The sequence below is a fragment of the Streptomyces flavofungini genome (assembly GCF_014650815.1).
GTDB classification, from domain to species: Bacteria; Actinomycetota; Actinomycetes; order Streptomycetales; family Streptomycetaceae; genus Streptomyces; species Streptomyces flavofungini.
In genome coordinates this window covers 18,858-40,332 of sequence record NZ_BMVR01000025.1, presented here as the reverse complement: position 1 = coordinate 40,332, position 21,475 = coordinate 18,858, and the positions used below count along the sequence as shown (strand labels likewise).

Sequence of the window (21,475 nt, the reverse complement as noted above, 5' to 3'; positions counted from 1 at the left end):
ATCCGATCACCGTCGGCCACTCCGCCTCCGCGCATCCCGCAAAGCCACCCCCGCCCCGCCAAGACCCACCACCACGACCACGGCCCCCACGGCGACGTACGTGGCGATGCGGGCCGTGCGTTCCTCGGGGGTCTCGCCGAGGTGGAGTTTCGCCGCGGTCGGGGCCTTGCCGCGTTCCACGCCCTCGTGGGCGACGGGGCGTTCGATCGGGTGGTCGTCCTCGGTGAGGGCGCGGACCGGGTCGACCACGCCCCAGCCGACCAGGCGGTCGTGGCCGGACGTTGAGCGTTCGGCTGTCTGCTGGATCTGGGCCGTGATCTGACGGGGGGTCCAGTTCTTGTGCTTGGACTTGATGAGGGCCGCTACGCCCGCGACGTACGGGGCGGAGAAGCTTGTTCCGTTGTCGGCGCAGTGGCCGCCCCGCGGGACCGTGGAGATCATGTCCACGCCCGGCGCCGCGACGTCCACGAAGTCGCCCGACTGGGAGAAGGGGGCGCGTTCGTTGTTGCGGTCCGACGATGCCACCGCGAGCACCCCCTCGTAGGACGCCGGATACGTCTTCTTGACGTTGCCGCCCAAGCCGTCGTTGCCCGCTGATGCGACGATCACCCGCTGCGCGTCGAGGGCCCGGTCCACCGCCCGTTTGAGCTCCGGTGCCGGCTCCACCGCGTTCGCCGTGTCCTGGGAGATGTTGATGACACCCGCGCCCGCGTCCACCGCGTAGTCGATGGAGTCGGCGAGAGTCCGCGTGTCGCCGTGGCCCTCCGCGTCGTTCTGCTGGATCGGGATGATCGTCGCGTCGGGCGCGAGCCCCACGAAGCCCGTGCCCTTCGCCGGGCGGGCCGCGATGATCCCGGCCACGCGGGTGCCGTGGCCGACCAGGTCCGAGGTGCCGTTCTCCTTGCCCCGTTTGATCTTGTTGCCGTCCTCGTCCTTGAGGTTCTTCGGGAGGTAGTTGCGGCCCCTGGACACATCGACTGCGGGCTTGAGCTGGCCGTTCTTGACGTCCACCCCGGTGTCGATCACCGCCACGCGCACCCCCTTGCCCGTGGACTGGCGCCACAGTTCGTCGAGGAGGACCCGCTGGAGCGCCCACGGGCGGCCCGCATACGGCTTGTTGGGGTACTCGCAGCGGTCCGAGTCCGCCGGTGCCGCGGCCGCCGGGACGCCCGTCGTCGCGGTGACGGTCAGGGCCGCGGCGACGGCCACCCCGGCCTGACGAACGCCAGAGATTCCGGCCTTACGAACGCCAGAGATTGCGGACATGGGCCTACTCCCCCTAAGAACCCTGCGGTTGCCGCGCCGACGCCGTCGACAGGCGCGGCCCCGTCGGCAGGAACTTGGACCAGGCCACGGGCACGGGGGCCACGTCCACGTCCGCGTAGCCGAGGCGGGTGCGGGCCTGTTCCGACTCCTGCTCCTGTTGCTGCTGCTCCTTGCGCTGCTCGGGGCTGGTGCCGATGCCCGCGTCGTCGGTCGCGCTGTCGCTGTTGGACTGCATCGCGTAGCGCAGGCCGGTGTCGGTGACCAGGAAGTCACCGCCCGTCTTCGTGTCCCTGCCGAGGAACTGGCGGTAGAGCTGGCCCGAGCCGGGCGTGACGTACGCGCTCGACGAACCGGCGGGAAGGGGGGCCGGGAAGTCCGTGCCCGCCCAGGTGTTCAGCGTGGTCCTGCCCTTGTCGCCGTCGACGTGGCGCAGGACGTTGCAGACGGTGTTGCGGCTGCCGCGCGCGGAGGAGGCCTCATTGGCGGGGGACGGCGTGTGGCGCGGCCACACGCGCTGTGCGCCGAACTCCTCCTTGACGGGGCTGATCGCTCCGGGGCTGACGTCCCTGGCCTTGCCCCCCTGCCTCAGGCGGACCAGGTCGGGGCTCGCGAGCAGAAGGTGCGCGGTGAAGTCGGAGACCGGGGCGACGCGTCCGGGCAGCACTACGTAGTACTGCGTCTCGTCGCCGTTGGGGGCCCTGAGCACCATGCCGACCTTGTTCGCCCCCGGCTCCTGGAGATCGGCCACCTCGGCGTCCGCTCCGGGGGTGCCCGGCACCTTCGGGAAGTAGATCAGGTGGCCGCGGTGCAGGGTCTCCAGCCACTGCCGGGACACCCGCTGCGGTTCCCGTTCGGCGCGCACGAGGGTACGCAGCAGCTTCTCGTTCTTGGACGGGACGCGGTACGCGGTGCCCTCCGCGTCGACCACGTAGCGCACCTTGTCGGGACCGACGACGTACAACAGCTCGCCGCCGCGCAGCCGTTCGCCGCCCTCGGTCCGGTCCTGGTCGCGGGCCGCGAACACGAACGCGGCCTTCTGGATGGCGCGTTCGCCGTCCGCGGGGCGCTCGCACACCGCCCAGCGCTTCGCGGAACCGGCCTCGGCGGGGGCAGGCAGCCGGTCGGGAGCGTACGGGATGCCGATGGTGGCGCCCCGCGGGATCCTGCCCTTGTCGAGGACGGACTCGGAGACCTTGATGACCTCGCCCTTGTCGGCGTCCAGGAGGAGCTTCGCCGACGCCATGTTGAGTACGGGATGCAGCTGGCGCTTGCCGTCGGTCATGAGGACCACGTACCGGGTCGTCGACTTGCTCGCGACGATCACGTGTTCCTTCGGCTTGTCCCAGCCGGGCTTGGCCGCCGGCTTGAGCATCCCCCACGCGCCGAACACGGCCAGCACGATCACCCCGACGACGATGCCGGGCACCACCCCGCGCAGCGGTCGCGGCGCGCTTTCCTCCGAACCCGACGGCGTGGGCTGGATGAAGGCAGCGAGCGTACGACGCTTCGCAAACGTGTAGGCGTTGAGTTCGTCGCGCCGTGATGCCATGAGCGTCCGGGTCCCCCTTGTGCAGCGCCGGGGGTCGACGTCCCCCCTCGGCCGTTGTCAGACCGAGCTCCTACTATGCCTGTTGAGTAATCACGCGTGTGAGCCGGGTAAGGTTCGGGAGGCTCAAGAGGCTTGCCCTGCACCGTTTTTCGGGAGATTCGGGGGGTTTGGAATGACGGCTTCCGCTACGCGGGCGCGGCCACCGGCGACATCCGGCCAGGCGCCTGGCCGAGGGACGGTGGTGCACCACCTGAAGTTCCGTTCCGGGCGCTCCGGTTCATTGCGGCTGCGACAATTGGCACTGGTGGAGATCGCGGCGGCCCTGCTGCTCGCCGCCTGGGTGATCTCACCGGTGGCCCTCGTCCCCGCGGGCGCGGTCGCCGCTGTGCTCGTCCTGCTCGCGGCGGTACGGCTGCGTGGCCGCTCCCTGCCCGAACTGCTCGCGGCCGCCTGGGCCTTGCGGGCGCGCAGACGTCGCGCCGCTGCCACACCGGTGCCGACGGGTACGGAGCCGGGGCTCGCGCCGGCCGTGGAGTGCGACCCGTCGCTGCGGACGTACACGTACAGCCGCGGCAAGGACCAGGACCGGCGGCCCATCGGAATGATCGGCGACGGCAGCTTCCTGACGGTCGTCCTGCAGGTGGAGTCGGACGCGACGGCGCTGCGCGCGGAGCGGACGCGACAGCCGCTGCCCGTCGGCCTGGTGCGGGACACCCTCGAAGTCGATGGGATCCACCTGGAGTCGGCGCAGGTCGTGCTGCACACGCAGCCCGCACCCGCGCTGCACCTGCCGCAGCAGTCGGTCGCCGTCAGCAACTACGCACCGCTGCAGGCGCAGACCGGTGCCCCCGCCGTGCGCATCACATGGATAGCCCTGAAGCTCGACCCGGAGCGCTGCCCGGAGGCCGTGGCCGCCCGCGGCGGCGGGCTCGTCGGCGCGCAGAAGTGCGCGGTGCGGTCGGCGGACCACCTGGCGAGCCGTCTGACGGGGGCGGGCTTCCGGGCGACGCTGCTCACGGAGGACGAGCTGACGGCCGCCGTCGCCACGTCCGCGTGCGCCAATCCGCTGGCGATGGCGCAAGCCGGTCAAGCCGGTCAAGCCGGTCAAACAGGTTCGCCCGAGCGCAGGACCGAGGAGTCCCAGCGGTCCTGGCGCTGCGACAACCGGCGGCACACGACGTACTGGGTACGACGCTGGCCGCAGCTCAGCGGTCCGGGCGGCGGGCCGTCGCTGCCGCAGTTGGTGTCCCTGCTCACGGCGGTGCCGACGCTGGCCACCACGTTCAGCCTCACCCTGGCGCGCGACGAGCAGCAGGCGGTGTCGGTGCGCGGCCATATGCGGGTGACGGGCCGGAGCGACGCCGAACTGGTCGCGGCGCGGCGCGCGTTGGAGGGTGCGGCACGCCACTCAGGTACGGGCCTGCTGCGGCTCGACCGGGAGCAACTGCCCGCCATGCTGGCCACGTTGCCGCTCGGAGGTACGCGCTGATGAGCATTCCGTCGTCTCCCCCGGCTCCGACGCCGATGCCGGGACCGATGTCACCGCCGCCGACGGCCCCGACTCCGGCCCCGGCGGCTCCGGTCCCGGCTCCGGACGGTCTCCGCGCGGCCCTGCGGACCGGGTTCGGGCTGCTCGGGCCCCGGCACCGGCGGCACGCGCTCTCCGCGGCGGACGTGGACCTGCTCGCGCTGCCCATCGGGGACGACGGCGTGGTCATAGGCGCGGACGCCGCCGGGCAGCCCGCCGTGCTGGGCGTGAACCGCCCCACTCCGTACGACGTGCTGCTCATCGGTGGCCTCTGGACCGCCCAGGTGATCGCCCTGCGGGCCGCCGCCACGGGCGCGCGGGTGGCGGTCGAGACCGGGCGGGCGCAGGCCTGGGCACAGTTGGTGCGGGCGCTCGGGGTCGGGCAGGCCGGGATGTCCGTGCACGACGTGGGGCGGGTGCCGCCGCAGGGGGCGTCGGCCGGGAGTCCGGTGCTTGTGGTGCGCGACTGCGGGATGCGGCCGCCTCGGGGGCGGGTCGTGTCCGGGCCCTGGCAGTCCGTACTGACGCTGCTGCCCTATCTCAGCCCCGTGGCGCCCCGGCTGATCCGGCAGGCACGGCTCGTGGGAGTGCAGCGCGTCTCGCCCGACGAGGCCACGCAGATCGGGCGCTCTCTCGCACTGCCGCGCGGGGACGTGCAGTCGCTGCCGACGCTCGCCGACGGGGTGACGTTGTGGTGCGCCGAGCGGGATCGGCAGTACGTGGTGACTCAGGGCACCGACGCGGAGATCGGGCTGCTGGGGGCGGCTCGACGGATGGATTGAGTTGAGCGGATGGGCTCGGCGGTGGGCTCGGTGGATGGGGTGGGCGGTTGGGTTGGGGGTGGTCGAGGTCGGCGTTCGGCCGGGCGGGGGCAGGGGCGGGCTGAGGGCAGGGGCGGGCTGAGGATCGTGAGGGCTGTGGTCAGTTGTGGGTGGTGAGGTTTGCGGGGTTCGGGGGTGGTTGAGGGTTTTGTCCGTGTGGTTTGGCGCGAGTTGACCGGACTTGAGTGAGGCGTGGCGTAACGGTCGCCGACCGGGGGGCGGACTGGCCTGCCGTGCTGGTGCTTTTGGTGATTAGGCTGGGACAAGGGCGACGCCAGAACCCGTACGCGGGGTGCGCGCGTCCCTCTCACGGGGAGAGCCAGGCGGATCGGACGACAGGAACGGTCGCCCCCCACCACGGCACGAACGTGCTCGACCACACCAGGAGGCATTGTGAACAGCGATCGGGACAAGATCCGCGGCGGCTGGGACACACCCGTCGACGATCAGTCCGACGCGGAGTCCGCTGCCGAGACAACGGGCGAGTTCACCATCGACTACGCGCCGCCCGCCTGGTACACGCAGAACGCGTCCGGCAGCGCCGGGGAGACACCGTCCGCGTCGCCCGCGTTTTCTTCTACGGCCACGTCCGCCGCTGCCCCCGTCTCCGCCGCTGACTCCAATTCTGGTGACACGTCCGCTGCGTCCGGTGCGCCGTCGGTCGGTTCCGTTCCGGCTGCGGATGGCGATGCGGCTGCCGTGTCCGGTGATTCCGGGGGGTCCGGGGGGTCCGAGGGTTCGGCTGGATCTTGGGGCTCGGGTTCCGGGGGTTCCGGTGCGCCTTCCGGCGTTCCGGCCAACGCCGTGCCGAAGCTTCCGGTCGGCGGTGGGTTCCAGCTCGCGCCGCCCACGGGGCAGCCGATCACCCCGCCTGCTCCGGCCGCGCCGCCCGCGGCTCCCGCGGTTCCGCCCGCGCCGCCCGTGATCCCTCCGGCGTCCGGGGGCGTGGCGGACTGGGGTGGCGCCGTGGCGGGGGTCTCTTCGTCCGTTCCGGTACGTGGCGTGGGTGCTGGTGGCGGTGAGGCTTCGGGGAACGGGGCCTCCGGCACGGACCAGGCCGCCGCGCCTGTCGCGCCTGTCGCGCCCGTCGCCCCTGTCACCCCTGTCACCCCTGTCGCCCCTGTCGCCCCTGTCGCCCCTGTCGCCCCTGTCGCCGAGAGTCTCGGGGGTGAGGATCTGGGCGGTGGTGACCTGGAGAGCGGCGCCACCATGCGGTTCTCCCCTGCCGCGCTGCGGCGCGAGATGGCCCAGAAGAATGCGGCTCGCGGGGCGGACGACGCTCGGGGCGATGAGGATGAGGGCGCTAAGGACGAGGAGAAGGCCGCCGGGAGTGTTGGGGCGGCCGACTCGGTTGTGGTCGGCGAGAGTTCGACTGCCGATGGTGTGGGTGTCGATGGTTCGGTTGTCGACGGCTCTGTTGTCGACGGCTCTGTTGTCGATGGTTCGGTTGTCGATGGTTCGGTTGAGGGCGAGGGCTCTCTCGTAGTCGACGGGGCAGCAGCGGGCGAGGAGGGGCGCGAGGCTGCGAGTGAGTCCGCCGAGGCCGTCTCCGACGCCGACGCCGACGCCGACGCCGCTTCAGGCTCCGCCGCTGCTTCCGGCTCTGCCTCGGATACCGACTCCGGCTCTACCTCGGACACCGACTCCGGCTCTACCTCGGACACCGACTCCGGCTCTACCTCGGACACCGACTCCGGCTCTACCTCGGATACCGGCTCCGGCTCTGCCTCGGATACCGGCTCCGACTCGGATTCCGGGTTCGGCTCCGGCATCGATTCCCTCGCTGCCGCGCTCGTCGCCGGTTCCTTCGGCGCCGACCCTCGGTCCAGCGGCAGCGAGGACAACGACGCCGACCCCAAGGCCGAGTCCGCTCCAGGCACCGACGCCGCGGCCGATGCGACGTCAGCCCCTGCGATCGAGCCCGAGGCCGACCCCGTAGTCGAGCCCACCGTCGAGCCCGAGCCCACCGTCGAGCCCACCGCCGACCTCGACGACGTACAGGACACCACCCCGCCCGCCTGGACCCCGCCGCCCGCGCCCGAGGCCGGACTTCCGCCGCTGCCGCCCGCCTTCCAGCCCGCAGCGCCGACCTCCGCCCCGCAGTGGCCCGCGCCCACCACCCCGGCCGTCCCCACCGCGCAGGCACCCGCGCCCGCCCCGGCCGCCGAAACCCCCGCTCCCCCGCAGAGCGGTTACGGCTTCCCGGCCCCCACGCCGCCCGCCGAGACCCCCGCGCCTCCGCAGAGCGGCTACGGCTTCCCGGCACCCAACCCGGCCCCGACGGCCGAAGCCAACTCCCCCGCCCTTCAGGGCAGTTACGGCTTCCCGCACACACAGCAAGCGCCCCAGGCACCTGAGACGCCTCAGGCACCCCAGACGCCTTTCGCACCCCAGCCTCAAGCCCCGCAGACCCCGCAGACCCCGCAGCCCCTGCCCTCGGCTCCCCAGCCCGAGCCGCAGCCCCAAGCCGCACCCCCGGCCCCCGTACCCCCGCAGCAGACGGCGCAGCCCCAGGCGCAGCCGCAAGCCCAGCCTCCGCAGGACGCCCAGCCCGGTCAGGGCCAGCAGCCGTACGTGCCGGGGCAGCTCCCGGGCCCCTACCAGCAGCAGCCCGCGCAGCCCCAGAGCCAGGGCCAACCCCCCTTCCAGCAGGGGCAGTTCCCGCAGGGGCAGTTCCCGAACCCGTTCGGCCAGCAGCCGCAGCCCCAGGCTCAGGCCCACCAGCCCATCCCGCCCGCGCAGCAGCAGCCGGAGCAGCCGCACCAGGAGCCCGCCGCCCCCCAGCAGCCGCAGGCACCCCAGGCACAAGCACCACAGCCGCAAGCCCCCCACGCCCAGCCCCCGCAGGCCCAGGCACCCCAGCCCCAGGCTCAGCCCCAAGCTCAGCCCCAGGCCCAGCCGCCCGCGCAGCCCCAGCCTGAGCAGTCCCAAGCGCCCCAGGCAGCCCAAGCACCCCAGACAGCTCAAGCACCCTACGCCTCGCAGCTGCCCCAGCCCCCCGCCGACCCCCGCGCCGGTGCCGCCTGGCCGCAGCCGGTGCAGCACGATCAGCGGGAGCGGACGAATCCCGGTGCGCCCCTCGGGTACACCGCCGCCGTCGAGCTGTCCTCCGACCGGCTGCTCAACAACAAGAAGCAGAAGGCGAAGAGCAGTCGGCCCGCGGGTGGTGGGTCGCGGTTCAAGTTCGGCGGGAAGAAGGAGGAGGCCGAGCGCCAGCGCAAGCTGGAGCTGATCCGCACCCCCGTCCTGTCCTGCTACCGCATCGCGGTCATCTCCCTCAAGGGCGGCGTCGGCAAGACCACCACGACGACCGCGCTCGGCTCGACGCTGGCCAGCGAGCGGCAGGACAAGATCCTCGCCATCGACGCCAACCCGGACGCCGGTACGCTCGGGCGGCGCGTGCGGCGTGAGACCGGCGCGACCATCCGCGACCTGGTCCAGGCGATCCCGTACCTCAACTCGTACATGGACATCCGGCGCTTCACCTCGCAGGCGCCGTCCGGCCTGGAGATCATCGCCAACGACGTCGACCCGGCCGTGTCCACGACCTTCAACGACGAGGACTACCGGCGCGCGATCGACGTGCTCGGCAAGCAGTACCCGATCATCCTGACGGACTCCGGCACCGGGCTGCTCTACAGCGCGATGCGCGGGGTGCTCGACCTCGCCGACCAGCTCATCATCATCTCCACGCCGTCCGTGGACGGGGCGAGCAGCGCGTCGACGACGCTGGACTGGCTGTCCGCGCACGGGTACGCCGACCTCGTCTCGCGGTCCATCACCGTCATCTCCGGGGTCCGCGAGACCGGCAAGATGATCAAGGTGGAGGACATCGTGTCCCACTTCGAGACGCGGTGCCGGGGGGTTGTCGTGGTGCCCTTCGACGAGCACCTGTCCGCCGGGGCCGAGGTCAATCTGGACATGATGCGGCCGAAGGTGCGGGAGGCGTACTTCAACCTGTCGGCGATGGTGGCCGAGGACTTCGTACGGGCGCAGCAGGCACAGGGGCTGTGGACGTCGGACGGCAACCCGCCGCCGCGGGTGGCTCCGCCGCTGCCGGGGCAGGGGGGGTATCCAGGGGGCGCGCAGCAGCCGTACGCAACCATTCCGCAGGAAGGTGCGCAGCCGCCGCAGGGCGGGGTGACCCCCCAGCACCAGCCGCAGCACCAGCCGCCGCACCACCAGCCCGCGCATCAGCCCCAGCCGCCGCACCAGCAGCCCCAGCCCCCGGCCGGTGGCCCGCAGGGCTGGCAGCCGTCCGGTGGCCCGCAGGGCTGGCAGCCGCCCCAGGCCCAGCCCCAGCCGCCGCAGGCCCAGCCCCAGGCCCAGCCGCCGCAGGCCCAGCCCCAGCCACCCCAGCAGCAGTAGCCAGCCCCCTCACCCCCAGGGCCCGCGCCACCCCCGGCGCGGGCCCTCGCGTTTTCCCACCCGGCACCCCACCCGGCACCCCACCCGCCCCGCCAGCGGAAAGACAGCGCGCTTTCCCATGCCACCCTCTGGCCAGCACAGCATCAGAGGTCTTGACCAATGCGGATGAATTCCCGGTCAACTCGTTATTTCCGCAGGCCACATGGGGTTCACCGGCCGTTGACGCGCGATGACCGGCGCTGATACACACACATCAACCACCTGACGTTCCTTGATCACGTAGCCGTAACCAGCCATCTCTGCGCAAGCGATGACGCGAGGTCACCGATCCATGGACACAAAAGATCAGCACGGCAGAACACGGTCATCAGCAGCGGCGCCCGCGACGGCCCCGGCCGGAGAATCCGCGGGAGCGGCACGCCGCACCCGGGGCGCCCGGAGCCGCCGACGCGTCCGCCCCCGTCTCCTCCTCGCCGCCGGCGCGGCCGCCGCCTTCACCCTCACGGCAGGCCTCGCGACCCCGCTGAACCCGGCGCCGCAGCAGGCCGAGGCGAAGGCCGACGGCAAGAAGACGCTGACCGTCGCGGTGGCGCAGAGCGTCGACTCGCTCAGCCCGTTCCTCGCGCAGCGCCTGCTCAGCACGAGCATCCACCGGCTGACGTACGAGTACCTCACGAACTACGACGCCAAGGACAACCACGCGATCCCGGCCTTCGCCGAGAAGTGGGAGCCGTCGGCGGACAAGCTCACCTGGACGTACACCATCCGGTCGAATTCCAAGTGGTCGGACGGGAAGAAGGCCACGGCCGAGGACGCCGCCTGGACGTTCAACAAAATCATGTCCAAGGAAGGGACGGCGACCGCCAACTCGAACTTCGTCACCAATTTCAAGAAGGTGACGGCGCCGAGTCCGACGAAACTCGTCATCGAGCTCAAGAAGCCGCAGTCGACCATGGCGGCGCTCGACGTCCCGATCGTGCCGAAGCACGTCTGGGAGAAAGTCGACGACATCTCGAAGTTCAACAACGACAAGGATTTCCCGGTCGTCGGGAACGGTCCTTTCATCCTCACGGACTTCAAGGTCGACCAGTACGTGAAGCTGAAGGCCAACAAGGACTTCTGGCGCGGCGCGCCGAAGTTCGACGAGCTGGTCTTCAAGACGTACAAGGACCAGGACGCCGCGGTGGCCGCGCTCAAGAAGGGTGAGGTGTCGTTCGTCGCCGGGCAGCCGGCGCTGACGCCCGCTCAGGCGAACGGCCTCAAGGGCGAGTCGGACATCAAGGTGAACAACGGCCCGGGCCGCCGCTTCTTCGCGCTGGCCACGAACCCGGGCGCGCGCACGCTCGACGGCAAGAAGTTCGGCGACGGCCACCCCGCGCTGCTCGACAAGCGGGTCCGGCAGGCGCTGTTCCTCTCGGTGGACCGCAAGGCGATCGTCGACAAGGTGTTCCAGGGGAACGCCGTCGAGGGCGCCGGGTACATCCCGCCGCGCTTCTCCGACTACGCCTGGAAGCCCTCCGCCGACCAGGAGCTGCGCTACGACCCGAAGCGGGCGGCGGCGCTCCTCGACGAGGCCGGGTACAAGAAGAAGGGCGGCAAGCGCGTCGGCAAGGACGGCAAGCCGCTCGACTTCCGGATCCTGTGCCACGCCACCGACCCGAACGACAAGGCGATCGGCAAGTACCTCAAGGAGTGGTGGGGCGACCTCGGCATCGGCCTGAAGGTGAACTGCCTCGACGACGTGTCCGTGCCCTGGTACGCGGGCGAGTACGACCTCGCCTTCGATGGCTGGTCGGTGAACCCCGACCCCGACTTCGTGCTCGGCATCCACACCTGCGCCGCGCTGCCGGAGAAGGCCAAGGAGAGCGCCGCGACGGACAACTTCATCTGCGACAAGAAGTTCGACGCGCTGTACGACAAGCAGCTCGCCGAGTACGACCCGGCCAAACGGGTCGACCTCGTCAAGCAGATGCAGTCGCGGCTGTACGACTCGGGCTACATGAACGTCATCGCGTACCCGAACGCCGTGGAGGCCTACCGCACGGACCAGATCAAGTCCATCACCACCATGCCGACGGCGGCAGGGAACATCTACGGCCAGGACGGCTATTGGAGTTGGTGGTCGGCGGTCCCGGCGAGTGGGAAGAGTTCTTCCGATGGTGGCAGCTCGACCGGTGTCATCATCGGTATCGCCGTCGCCGCGGTGGTGCTCGCGGGCGGCGGAGTCCTGATCGCCCTGCGCCGCCGCTCGACCGCAGAGGACCGCGAGTAACGCATGAAACGCCAGCGGATGACAGCCAAGCGGACGTCCCCGAAGACCGCGAGTGACGTATGACCGCAAGTGAACGGAATCCGGCGGCGATCCTCGCCGCCGAGGCCGAAGCCAAGGACGCGGCTTCCGGCGGACCGGCCGGACCGGCCGGTCCCCGGGGCCGCGGCCCCCGGGCGCGCGACACCACCGCCTATCTCCAGTACGTCGCGGGCAAGCTCGGCGGCGCCCTCGTCTCGATGTTCGCCGTCCTCGTCACCAGCTTCTTCCTGTTCCGGCTGATCCCGGGCGACCCGGTGAAGCAGATGACGGGCGGGCGGCGGGTCTCCAGCGAGCAACTCGACGCGATGCGGACGGAGTTCGGGCTCGACCAGCCGGTGTGGAAGCAGTTCACGGACTACTGCGGCAACGTCCTCACCGGGGACTTCGGCACGTCGTACCAGTTCCACACGCCCGTCATGGACAAGATCACGGCGGCGCTCGGGCCGACGCTGTGGCTCACCGGCACGGCGTACGTCCTCTACACGGTCATCGGCATCTGGCTGGGGACGCGCACGGCCTGGCGCAACGGCCGCTTCGGCGACCGCTTCCACACCGGTCTCGCGCTGACGCTGTACTCGGTGCCGTCGTTCTGGCTCGGGCTGCTGCTGATCATCACGTTCTCCGTGGGGGTCGGGCCGCTGCCCGGGATGTTCCCGACGGGCGGCATGGAGAGCGGTGACGAGAGCGGGTTCGGGTACGTCGTGGACGTCGCGCACCACATGGTCCTGCCGGTGGTCACGCTGGTCGCCGTCGGGTACGCGCAGACGCTGCTCGTGATGCGCTCGTCGCTGCTCGACGAGATGGGCAGCGACTATCTGACGACGGCGCGGGCCAAGGGGCTGCGGGACGACCTGGTGCGGCGGCGGCACGCCGTGCCGAACGCGCTGCTCCCCACCGTCACCCTGATGTTCGTGAACCTGGGCACGGTGGTGGCGGGGGCGATCCTGGTCGAGACGGTGTTCTCCTGGCCGGGGCTCGGCGGGTTGTTCTACCAAGCGCTGAGCGTGCCGGACCTGCCGCTGGTGCAGGGGCTCTTCTTCGTCTTCGCGACGGCGGTCATCCTGATGAACACGGTGGCCGACGTGATCTATCCGCTGCTCGATCCCAGGGTGGGCCGATGACGACCGAGACAGCCTCCTCCGTCCCCGCGCCGCAGGAGCCGGAGAAGACGGGCGCCCCGCGGGAGGCGAAGAGCCCGCGCGCCCTGGCCTGGACGCGCAGGCGGCACTCCGCGGCCCGCTTCTGGCGGGAGTACCGCACCCACCGGGCCGGGGTCTTCGGGCTCGTCGCGCTCGTCCTCATCGCCCTGGCCGCGGTGTGCGCGCCGCTGCTGGTCGGCGCGGACGCGCAGAGCGTGACGGCGGCGCCGGGCGAGGCCATGGAGTCGCCGTCCGGTGAATTCCCGCTCGGCACCGACCAGTTCGGCCGCGATCTGCTCGCGCTGCTCGTGTGGGGCGCGCGGATCTCGCTGACGGTGGGGCTGCTCGCGGCGTTCCTCTCGGTGGCGATCGGTACGGTCGTGGGGATCACCGCGGGCCACTTCCGGGGCTGGTACGCGACCGTCATCATGCGGGTCACGGACTGGTTCCTGGTGATGCCGACGCTCGTCCTCGCCATCGCGCTGGCGTCCGTGCTGGACCGCTCCGTCTGGACGGTCATTCTGGCGATCGGCGTGACGACCTGGCCGACCACGGCCCGTCTGGTGCGCGCGCAGACCCTCGCCGTGGAGTCCCGGCCCTACATCGAGCGGGCCCAGGCGCTCGGCGGCGGCCACGGCCACATCATGGCCCGGCACGTGCTGCCCAACGTCATGCCGCTGGTCCTCGCGCAGACCACGCTCGTCATCTCCAGCGCGATCCTCACCGAGGCGACCCTCGCGTTCCTCGGGCTCGGCGACCCGACGGTCGTCTCCTGGGGCGGCCTGCTCCAGGACGCGCGCGAGGCGGGCGCGGTCAGCGCGGGCGACTGGTGGTACCTGGCGCCGCCCGGCATCGCGATCGCCGCCGTCGCGCTCGCGTTCACGCTGTGCGGGCGGGCCGTGGAGTCCGTGCTCAACCCCAGGCTGGGAGTGTCCCGTTGACCATCGAGACGACCGAGACCACGACGGCGGACGCGGCCGCCGGGCGGCCCCTGCTCGACGTACGGGACCTGACCGTGACGTACGCGTCCGGGGCCGCCGCCGTCCGCGGCGTCGACCTGTCCGTGGCCGCCGGGCAGAAGCTGGGCGTCGCCGGGGAGTCGGGCTGCGGCAAGTCCACGCTGGCGCTCGCGCTGCTGCGGCTGCTGCCCGCGGGGACGAAGGTGACCGGCGAGGTCCTGCTGGACGGCGAGGACGTGCTCACCATGAAGTGGGGGCGGGTGCGCGCGGTCCGCTGGGCGGGCGCGTCCGTCGTGTTCCAGGGGGCGATGCACTCCCTGAACGCGGTGCACCGCATCGGCGACCAGATCGCCGAGCCCATCCTGCTGCACAAGAAGGCGACTCCGGCGGGCGCGAAGAAGAAGGCCCGCGAACTGCTCGAACACGTGGGCCTGCCGGGCGCCCGCGCGGACGCCTACCCGCACGAGCTGTCCGGCGGCCAGCGCCAGCGCGTGATGATCGCGATGGCCCTCGCCTGCGACCCGCGCCTGATCATCGCCGACGAGCCGACGACCGCGCTCGACGTCATGATCCAGGCGCAGATCCTGCGGCTCATCGAACAGCTCGTGGCCGAGCAGGACCTGGGCCTGATCATGATCAGCCATGACCTGGCGGTCCTGTCCGACACCTGCGACCGGCTCGCGGTGATGTACGCGGGGCGGGTGGTGGAGGAGGGTCCGGCGCAGGAGGTGTACGAGCGGGCGCGGCACCCGTACGGCAAGGCCCTGTCGGCGGCGTTCCCACGCATCGGGGACCTGTCCTCGCGGTTCGCGCCCCGGGGCCTGCCCGGCGACCCGCCGGACCCCTCGGCGCTGCCCTCCGGCTGCACGTTCCACCCGCGCTGCCCGGAGGCGATCGACGCCTGCACGACGGACGACCAGACGCTGCGGGTGGCGGGGCCGGTGCATCGGGCGGCCTGCGTGCACGTGGGGGTGCCGGAACCGTCGGCTCCTGGGGTGGAGGGGGCGCCGTGACGGGCACGGCTCCGTGCCGCAGTTCGCGCCGGACGGCCTCGCGCCGCAGGACGCCCCGGACGACGCGGACGGCTCCGCGCCGCAAGACGTGCCCCGCGTACGCCGCCCCGCGCCCGGCCCGCGCCGCGCACCACCCGGCGTACACCGTGATCCGCCGACCCGGTCCCCCGGCCACGAGGAGAAGCGCATGACCACCGAGACGACCCGCGAACCGGCGGCGCGTGCGGAGGGTGCCGCGCCCCTCCTCACCGCCTCCGACCTGCGCATCGCCTTCCCCGGGCGCCGGGGCGCCGACCCGGCGCGCGCGGTGGACGGCGTGGACCTCGACATCCGGCGCGGCGAGATCGTCGCGCTCGTCGGCGAGTCCGGCTGCGGCAAGACCACGCTCGCCCGCTCCCTGCTGGGGCTGGTCCCGCCCACGTCCGGCGGGGTCACGTTCGACGGCAAGCCGCTGAGCTACCGCGGCCGCGCCCTGAAGGCGTACCGCAAGCGCGTCCAGCTCGTCCTGCAGGACCCCAGCGGCTCGCTCAACCCCCGGCACACGGTGTACGAGGCCGTGGCCGAGGGGCTGCGCATCCACGGGTACGGGGGCGACGAGCGGGCGGCCGTCGGCGCGGCGCTGTCCCGGGCGGGGCTGCGGCCGCCGGAGCGGTTCTTCCTGCGGTACCCGCACGAGCTGTCCGGCGGCCAGCGCCAGCGCGTCGTCATCGCGGGCGCGCTGGTCCTGGAGCCGGAACTGATCGTCGCGGACGAGCCGGTGGCCTCCCTGGACGCGTCCGTGCGCGGCGAGATCCTGGCGCTGCTGCTCCGGCTGCGGGAGGACCTGGGTCTGTCCGCGCTCGTGGTGACCCATGACCTGGGTCTGGCCTGGAACATCGCCGACCGGGTGGCCGTGATGTACCTGGGGCGGATCGTGGAGACCGGCGCCGTCGAGGACGTCCTGACGGCGCCTCAGCATCCCTACACCCAGGCTCTGCTGTCCGTGCTCCCCGAGGCGGAGGGGGAACCCGTGGTGCTCACGGGTGAGCCGCCGGATCCGTCGCGGGTGCCGGCCGGATGCCGGTTCCACGCGCGCTGCCAGATCCTTGCCGGCGGGGAGGCCGAGCGGGCCGGGGTGGCGGGCGACTGCCGCACGAAGGACCTGCCGGTGCTGTCCGGCGCCGGGGGGACGCAGGTCGCGTGCCACTGGGCGTCGGCGGGCGCCAACAGCCCGTCCGGCGCTTGAGGACGAGCCCGAAGGACGATCCGCGTCAGCCCCCGGCGGGGTCGTACTTCTCCACGAGGGCCCGCGACTGCTTCACGTCGTCCGCCATCGCGACCAGCAGCTCGTCGATCGAGTCGAACTTCGCCATGCCGCGGACGTAGGCGAGGAAGTCGACGGCGACGTGCAGGCCGTACAGGTCGAGGCCGACGCGGTCGATGGCGTAGGCCTCGACGGTGCGCGCGGTGCCGTCGAACGTGGGGTTGGTGCCGACGGAGATCGCCGCGGGCATCGCCTCGCCCTGGGCGTGCAGCCACCCGGCGTACACGCCGTCGGCGGGGATGGCGGTGTGCGGCAGGGTCTCCACGTTGGCCGTGGGGAAGCCCAGTTCGCGGCCGCGCTGGGCGCCGCGGACGACGACGCCCTCGACGCGGTGCGGACGGCCCAGAATCTCGTGGGCGCCCGCGACGTCGCCCTCGGCGATGAGGCGGCGGGTGAGCGTGGACGAGAAGGGCTGGCCGCCGCCCGCCGTGCCGCTCACGTACAGGTCGATGACCTCGACTTCGTAGTCGTACGTCCGGCCGAGCTCGGCGAGGACCTCGACGTTGCCCGACGCGCGGTGCCCGAAGCGGAAGTTGGGGCCCTCGACGACGGCCTTGGCGTGCAGCTTGTCGACGAGGACCTTCGCCACGAACTCGGCGGGCGACAGCTTCGAGAACTCGGTGGTGAAGGGGAGGATGAGGACGGCGTCCACGCCCAGGTCGGCCATCAGCTCGGCGCGCCGGTGGTGCGGGGCGAGCAGCGGCGGGTGGCTGCCGGGGCGCACGACCTCGCTCGGGTGCGGGTCGAAGGTGACGACCACGGCGGGCACGCCGAGGTCACGGGCGCGGGCCACCGCGCGGCCGATGATGAGCTGGTGACCGCGGTGCACGCCGTCGTAGGAACCAATGGTGACGACGCTGCGCCCCCAGTCCTGGGGAATGTCCTCCAAGCCACGCCAGCGCTGCACTGTCTTCGCTCCTCGCCGAACCCGTGTATGTATCCGTACGCCCGTACGTCTGTACGGTCCCTTGCCGATTGCGCAGGTCTAAGACTGCCATGCCGACAGTTTGTCGCCCGCATCGGCCGGGGTGGCGGAGCTCACGCCGACACGGCCACCTCACCGGACAGGTGCTCGATGGTGCGCCGGGCGCTCGGCCCGACGAGCGCGGCCCAGTCCTGCGGGGCGGCGGTGAGCCAGCCCGTCAGCCGGTTGGCGAAGCCGGGGACGCGCCGGGCCAGGTCGACCAGGGCGCGGTCGAAGCCGGTGGCGCCCTCCGGGGTGCGCCCGGCGAGGAGGGCGGTGCGGCGCACCAGCTCGCGGTCGCGTTCGGCGCCGCCGCCCCGGCCGCCGACGGCGCGCAGGACGGCCTCGAAGACGACGGGTTCGCGCTCGGCGGCGAGGAGGAGGTCGAGCAGTTCGGCGCGCAGGGGGCGCGAGACCGGGGTGCCGGGGGCGGCGAGCACGGGGGCGAGGGCGATGCGTATGTCGACGCCTCGCCCCTTCAGCAGGGCGACGGCCAGCGGGAACAGCTCGGCCCGCGCCTCGGGGCCCTGTTCGAGGCGCAGGTCCACGTAGGCCGCCGCGTCCGCCGCGGCGCGCGGGCACCGCTCCACTTGCTCCCGTACGAGGTCCGCCACGCGCCGGGCGAGGGCGGGCGAGGGTACGTCGGCCAGGCCGCGCAGGACCTCGCCGGTGCCGGTGTCGCGGGCGCGAAGGCGGTCCCGGAAGGCGGCGAGGACCGGCTCCGGGTGGGTGGCGAGGGCGGCGGCGAGGGCGCCCGCGGGCAGGGTCGGGTCGCCGGTGGCGAAGCGACGCAGGGCGTGCGGGAGGTGGCGGGCGCGGGTGTGCGGGTCCCGGACGAGGAGGCTGAGGGCGGCGCCGTGCAGGGCCTCGTCGCCGGGGCGGTCGAGGAGCGTCTGGGCCGCGTACCGCAGGAGGCGGCGGTCGGCCTCGCCGGTGCTGTGCCGGGCGGCGCGCGGGGCATGGGTGGCGGCGGCGACACGGCGGGCGGGGCGGGCGTCGTGGGCCCAGCGGTCGACGGCGCGGCAGAGCGCGGACGGCTCGTCCTCGGCGAGGGCGCCGAGGAGTTCGTCGGCGCGGGGGTGGGCGCAGTCGACCAGGGCCTCGGTGAGGTCGTCGACGGCGCGGTGCCGGTGGGTGTGGAGCAGGGCCTGGGCGGCGGAGGCGACGGTCGCCTCGGGGGCGGCACGCAGGGGGCGCTCGTCGGCGAACCAGCGGGTCAGGTGGTGCTGTACGGCGGCGGGGTCGGCGGCGAGGCGCTCCGCTACGGCGTCCAGGCAGCGGCGGCCGGTGCCCGGTGGGCCGTCGTGCACCACGACGGCCCGCAGCAGCTCGAACCTGGCCGCCTCCGACAGGGGCAGCGCCAGCCAGAAGTCCGGCCCGAACTCCCGCTGGGCCGCGAGCCGCTGCAGCACCCCGCCGTACGGAGTCGCATCGCCCACCCGCAGCAACGTCTCCCGCACCAGATGCCGCGCCCACCACCACGCGTTCCCCTCGTCCTCCTCCGAATCCCGCCCCACGCCGCCCCGGGGAAGCCCCACCGCCGCGGCCGCGCCGCCGGGGGCCGCGGGGACCTCACGGACACCGGGGGCCTGTGAAACCTTACGAACACTGGGGTCGTCTGGAACCTCGCGGACACCAGGGACCTCGGGAACCCCACAGACGCCGAGGGCACCGGGACCCTCACGGACGCCGGGGACCTCGGCGTCCCCGCCAACGCCCCCTCCCGCCCCCGCAGCCTCCCCACAAGCCCAAGCAGCACCCCCCTCGCCCGACACCCCTCCGACCTGCCCAGCAGCCCCGAGCCCCCCGGAAACACCCGCCGTCACGCCACCCTCCCCACGAGCCCCAGAAGCACCCCCAGCCCCCACCTCACAGCCCACCACCCCCGCCTCCGCCCCCGCCCCCGCCTGCCCATCAACCCACGCAGCCCCCGTGCCACTCACCGTCACCCCGACTTCCCCACCGGCCCCTCGCACCCCGGAAGCCCCCGCCCCACCCGGCGCCGCAGCAGCCTCCGTGCCAGCCCCGCGTGCCGCGCAAGCCTCCGCCGCCCCCAGCGCCTCCCCGGTCTCCCCCCTCGCCCCAAGCACCTCAAGCGCCCCCACCAGCTCCCCCAGTCTCCGGGCGAGTTCCTCAACCCCCCGCTGCCGCTCCAGCCCCAGCAGCGCCTGCAGCACCGGACCGGCCCGGTGGCGCGGCACCGGCAAGGAACGGGCCACCGGCGCAGTGCCCCGCACCCGCTCCTCCGCGTACCGGAGGACCAGTGACCTCAACGCCGCGTCCACGTCCAGGTGGAGCCCCTGGATCCAGTCGCCCACCTCCTCGTGGGCGAAGCGGTAGCCGGACCCGGCAGGGGTGAGGAGCCCCTCGGTGAGGACGGCCGACGCCCAGCCCGTGCAGGCGTCGGCGCCCTTGCCAGGGAGCGCCCCCCACGGGAACACCGTCTCGAAGGCGGCGCGGTCCAGCTGGCCCTGGCCAGGGCCCAGGCAGCGGCGGGCCGCCTCATGGAGCTGGCCGGACACCTTCGCCGCGAGACGTCGCACGGCCGTGCCCCGGAGCCCGCTGTCGGCGGCGAGGCGGACGGCGACGCGCAGGCAGAGAAGGTCGAGGTGGGCGGCGAACACCTCCTCGCGGCCGGGGCGCCCCGAGGGGGCCGTGTCCGGCAGCGCCGCGGTGACTTCGGAGAGGAGACGCAGGGTCAGGGGGTGGCCGGCGTCGGCGTCGGCGAGCGCCTCGTCCGCGATGCCGTACCGCTCGCGGGCCGTGCGCGCCTGCGGCTCCGGCAGGTCGCCGAGGCGTACGCAGTCGGGCAGCCACGCCCGGGAGCGGTACGACAGCGCGTCGCTGTCCGGGACGTGCAGCAGTCCCGGAGGGAAGTGCGCCCCGGCCTGCTCCCAGTACTCCGCACGGCACGCCACCACCAGCCGCGTGCCCGTGTCCCGCAGCCACCCGGCGGTCCCCGCGCTCCACCCGGCGAGGCGGTGCGCGAGCACGGGCGGCATCTCCTCGGGTCCGTCGAGGAGCAGCAGCAGCGGGCGCCCGGCGTCCCTTACCAGCCGGGCCACGCGGCCCGCGGAGATGTCCCCGAGCCCCTCGTCCCCGCCGACGGCCCCGTCGGACGCGGTGAGGATGCGCCCGGCCCGCTCCAGGGCGCGGGCCACCGCGTCGGCCACGGACGTGTCCGCGTCCCGCAGGTCGGCGCCGCGCAGCCACAGGGTGGGGGCGGGTGCGGCACCCCGGGCGCGGCGGCGGGCGAGGGCGGCGAGTTCCGTGGTGCGGCCGGTGCCGGGGTCGCCGACGAGGCCGAGCACGCGCGCGGAACCGGTGGCGAAGGCGGCGAACTCCCGTTCCGTACAGGGTTGTTCGACCGGCTCGGGGGCGGGGTCGCGCGGGCCGTCGGAGCCGAGTGACGTGGCCGTGAGGTGCAGCGCGCCCGCGAGGTTCAGGTCGCGGCCGAAGCCGGGCACGGTCGCCGCGTTGCGCGCGAGCAGGGCGGCGAGCGGCCCGCCCGGGTCGGTGGCGGCCGCGGTCCGCAGCGGCACGGCGAACCCGGCGGCCCGGTGCGGAGCCTGCAGTGCGGTGGCCAGGACGGCGAGCACGGCGCCGGACGCGGCGTCGACGACGGGCCCGCCCGCGGCGCCGCCGCCGAGCCGCAGCGCGTCGGCCCCGTCGGTGCCGATGGCCAACTCCATGGCGGCGTCGAGGAGGTGGAAGCGGTCCGTCGCGGTGTACGTCACGGCGGCCGAGTCGAGGACCCGGGCCTGCCGCCAGCCGCCGGTGGCGATCCGTACGTACGAGCCGACCTCGACGGAGTCGCGCGCGGTGACGGGCAGCGGGCGCAGGCCGAGGCCGTCGGTGCGGACGAGGGCGAGGTCGCTCCCGGGGAGCGCGGTGACGGCGTCGGCGGTCACGACGCAGGTGCGTTCGCCGGGCGCGTGCAGGACTATCCGGGCGAGGCCGTCGACCGCCTCGTGGCTGGTGATGACGGTGCCGTGCTCGTCGGCGGCGAAGCCGTGGCCGCGCGGGCGCCCGGCCAGGTCGCAGATCCGCACCAGGGACCCCTCGGGCTCGCGCCACGCGTCGCGCCCCACCGCCCACTCGCTCCGGCCCCGGTCCCCGCCGCCCCGGGCCCGCGGGCCCCGTCCCGCCATGCTCGAACCTCCCAGCCGCACCCCGTACCTTCGACCGTAGGTCGGAGATGATCAGCCGGACAGAACGCGAGCCGAACGCGCCCCCTTCCGCTCCCTCGGTTCA

The 21,475-nt window shown here is 73.2% G+C and carries 12 protein-coding genes and 1 pseudogene; 9 read left to right on the top strand and 4 right to left on the bottom strand.

Annotated features, from left to right (window positions below; genetic code table 11):
• Nucleotides 1-6: 6 nt before the first annotated feature.
• The gene (gene mycP / locus IE274_RS37735; protein WP_190120463.1) at nucleotides 7-1,266 is read right to left on the bottom strand and encodes a type VII secretion-associated serine protease mycosin; all 1,260 of its coding nucleotides are present in this window, start codon (nucleotides 1,264-1,266) and stop codon (nucleotides 7-9) included.
• A 13-nt stretch (nucleotides 1,267-1,279) separates the two neighbouring features.
• Nucleotides 1,280-2,815, bottom strand: coding sequence for a type VII secretion protein EccB (gene eccB / locus IE274_RS37730; protein WP_190120462.1), 1,536 nt, complete (start codon nucleotides 2,813-2,815; stop codon nucleotides 1,280-1,282).
• Nucleotides 2,816-2,987: 172 nt separating this feature from the next.
• Here eccB and eccE point away from each other — a divergent pair, with 172 nt between their 5' ends.
• The 9 genes and pseudogenes from eccE to IE274_RS37690 all read left to right on the top strand — a co-directional run bounded on the left by eccE (nucleotide 2,988) and on the right by IE274_RS37690 (nucleotide 16,179).
• A complete protein-coding gene (eccE, locus tag IE274_RS37725; RefSeq protein WP_190120461.1) occupies nucleotides 2,988-4,304 on the top strand; it encodes a type VII secretion protein EccE in 1,317 nt (438 codons plus the stop codon).
• A 35-nt stretch (nucleotides 4,305-4,339) separates the two neighbouring features.
• Nucleotides 4,340-5,125 (top strand): hypothetical protein, encoded by a 786-nt coding sequence (locus IE274_RS37720; protein ID WP_372447292.1) that lies wholly within the window; start codon nucleotides 4,340-4,342, stop codon nucleotides 5,123-5,125.
• A 432-nt stretch (nucleotides 5,126-5,557) separates the two neighbouring features.
• Nucleotides 5,558-5,638 (top strand): annotated as a pseudogene (locus IE274_RS40505) (SCO5717 family growth-regulating ATPase); the annotation flags it as partial.
• A 735-nt stretch (nucleotides 5,639-6,373) separates the two neighbouring features.
• A complete protein-coding gene (locus tag IE274_RS37715; RefSeq protein WP_229910088.1) occupies nucleotides 6,374-9,532 on the top strand; it encodes a MinD/ParA family ATP-binding protein in 3,159 nt (1,052 codons plus the stop codon).
• Between the two features lie 331 nt (nucleotides 9,533-9,863).
• A complete protein-coding gene (locus tag IE274_RS37710; RefSeq protein ID WP_229910087.1) occupies nucleotides 9,864-11,804 on the top strand; it encodes an ABC transporter substrate-binding protein in 1,941 nt (646 codons plus the stop codon).
• Nucleotides 11,805-11,863: 59 nt separating this feature from the next.
• The gene (locus IE274_RS37705; protein WP_229910086.1) at nucleotides 11,864-12,964 is read left to right on the top strand and encodes an ABC transporter permease; all 1,101 of its coding nucleotides are present in this window, start codon (nucleotides 11,864-11,866) and stop codon (nucleotides 12,962-12,964) included.
• A complete protein-coding gene (locus IE274_RS37700; protein WP_190120460.1) occupies nucleotides 12,961-13,923 on the top strand; it encodes an ABC transporter permease in 963 nt (320 codons plus the stop codon). The genes IE274_RS37705 and IE274_RS37700 overlap by 4 nt, the downstream gene beginning before the upstream one ends.
• Nucleotides 13,920-14,954, top strand: coding sequence for an ABC transporter ATP-binding protein (locus IE274_RS37695; RefSeq protein WP_190120459.1), 1,035 nt, complete (start codon nucleotides 13,920-13,922; stop codon nucleotides 14,952-14,954). The genes IE274_RS37700 and IE274_RS37695 overlap by 4 nt, the downstream gene beginning before the upstream one ends.
• Before the next feature lie 187 nt (nucleotides 14,955-15,141).
• Entirely contained in the window at nucleotides 15,142-16,179 is a 1,038-nt protein-coding gene (locus IE274_RS37690) for an oligopeptide/dipeptide ABC transporter ATP-binding protein (protein WP_190120458.1), read from the top strand.
• Between the two features lie 25 nt (nucleotides 16,180-16,204).
• On the opposite strand, the gene IE274_RS37685 is transcribed toward IE274_RS37690, so the two are convergent.
• Both IE274_RS37685 and IE274_RS37680 read right to left on the bottom strand, forming a co-directional pair.
• Entirely contained in the window at nucleotides 16,205-17,164 is a 960-nt protein-coding gene (locus tag IE274_RS37685; protein WP_190120457.1) for a bifunctional riboflavin kinase/FAD synthetase, read from the bottom strand.
• A gap of 131 nt (nucleotides 17,165-17,295) precedes the next feature.
• Nucleotides 17,296-21,372, bottom strand: coding sequence for a serine protease (locus tag IE274_RS37680; protein WP_229910085.1), 4,077 nt, complete (start codon nucleotides 21,370-21,372; stop codon nucleotides 17,296-17,298).
• Between the last annotated feature and the right edge of the window lie 103 nt (nucleotides 21,373-21,475).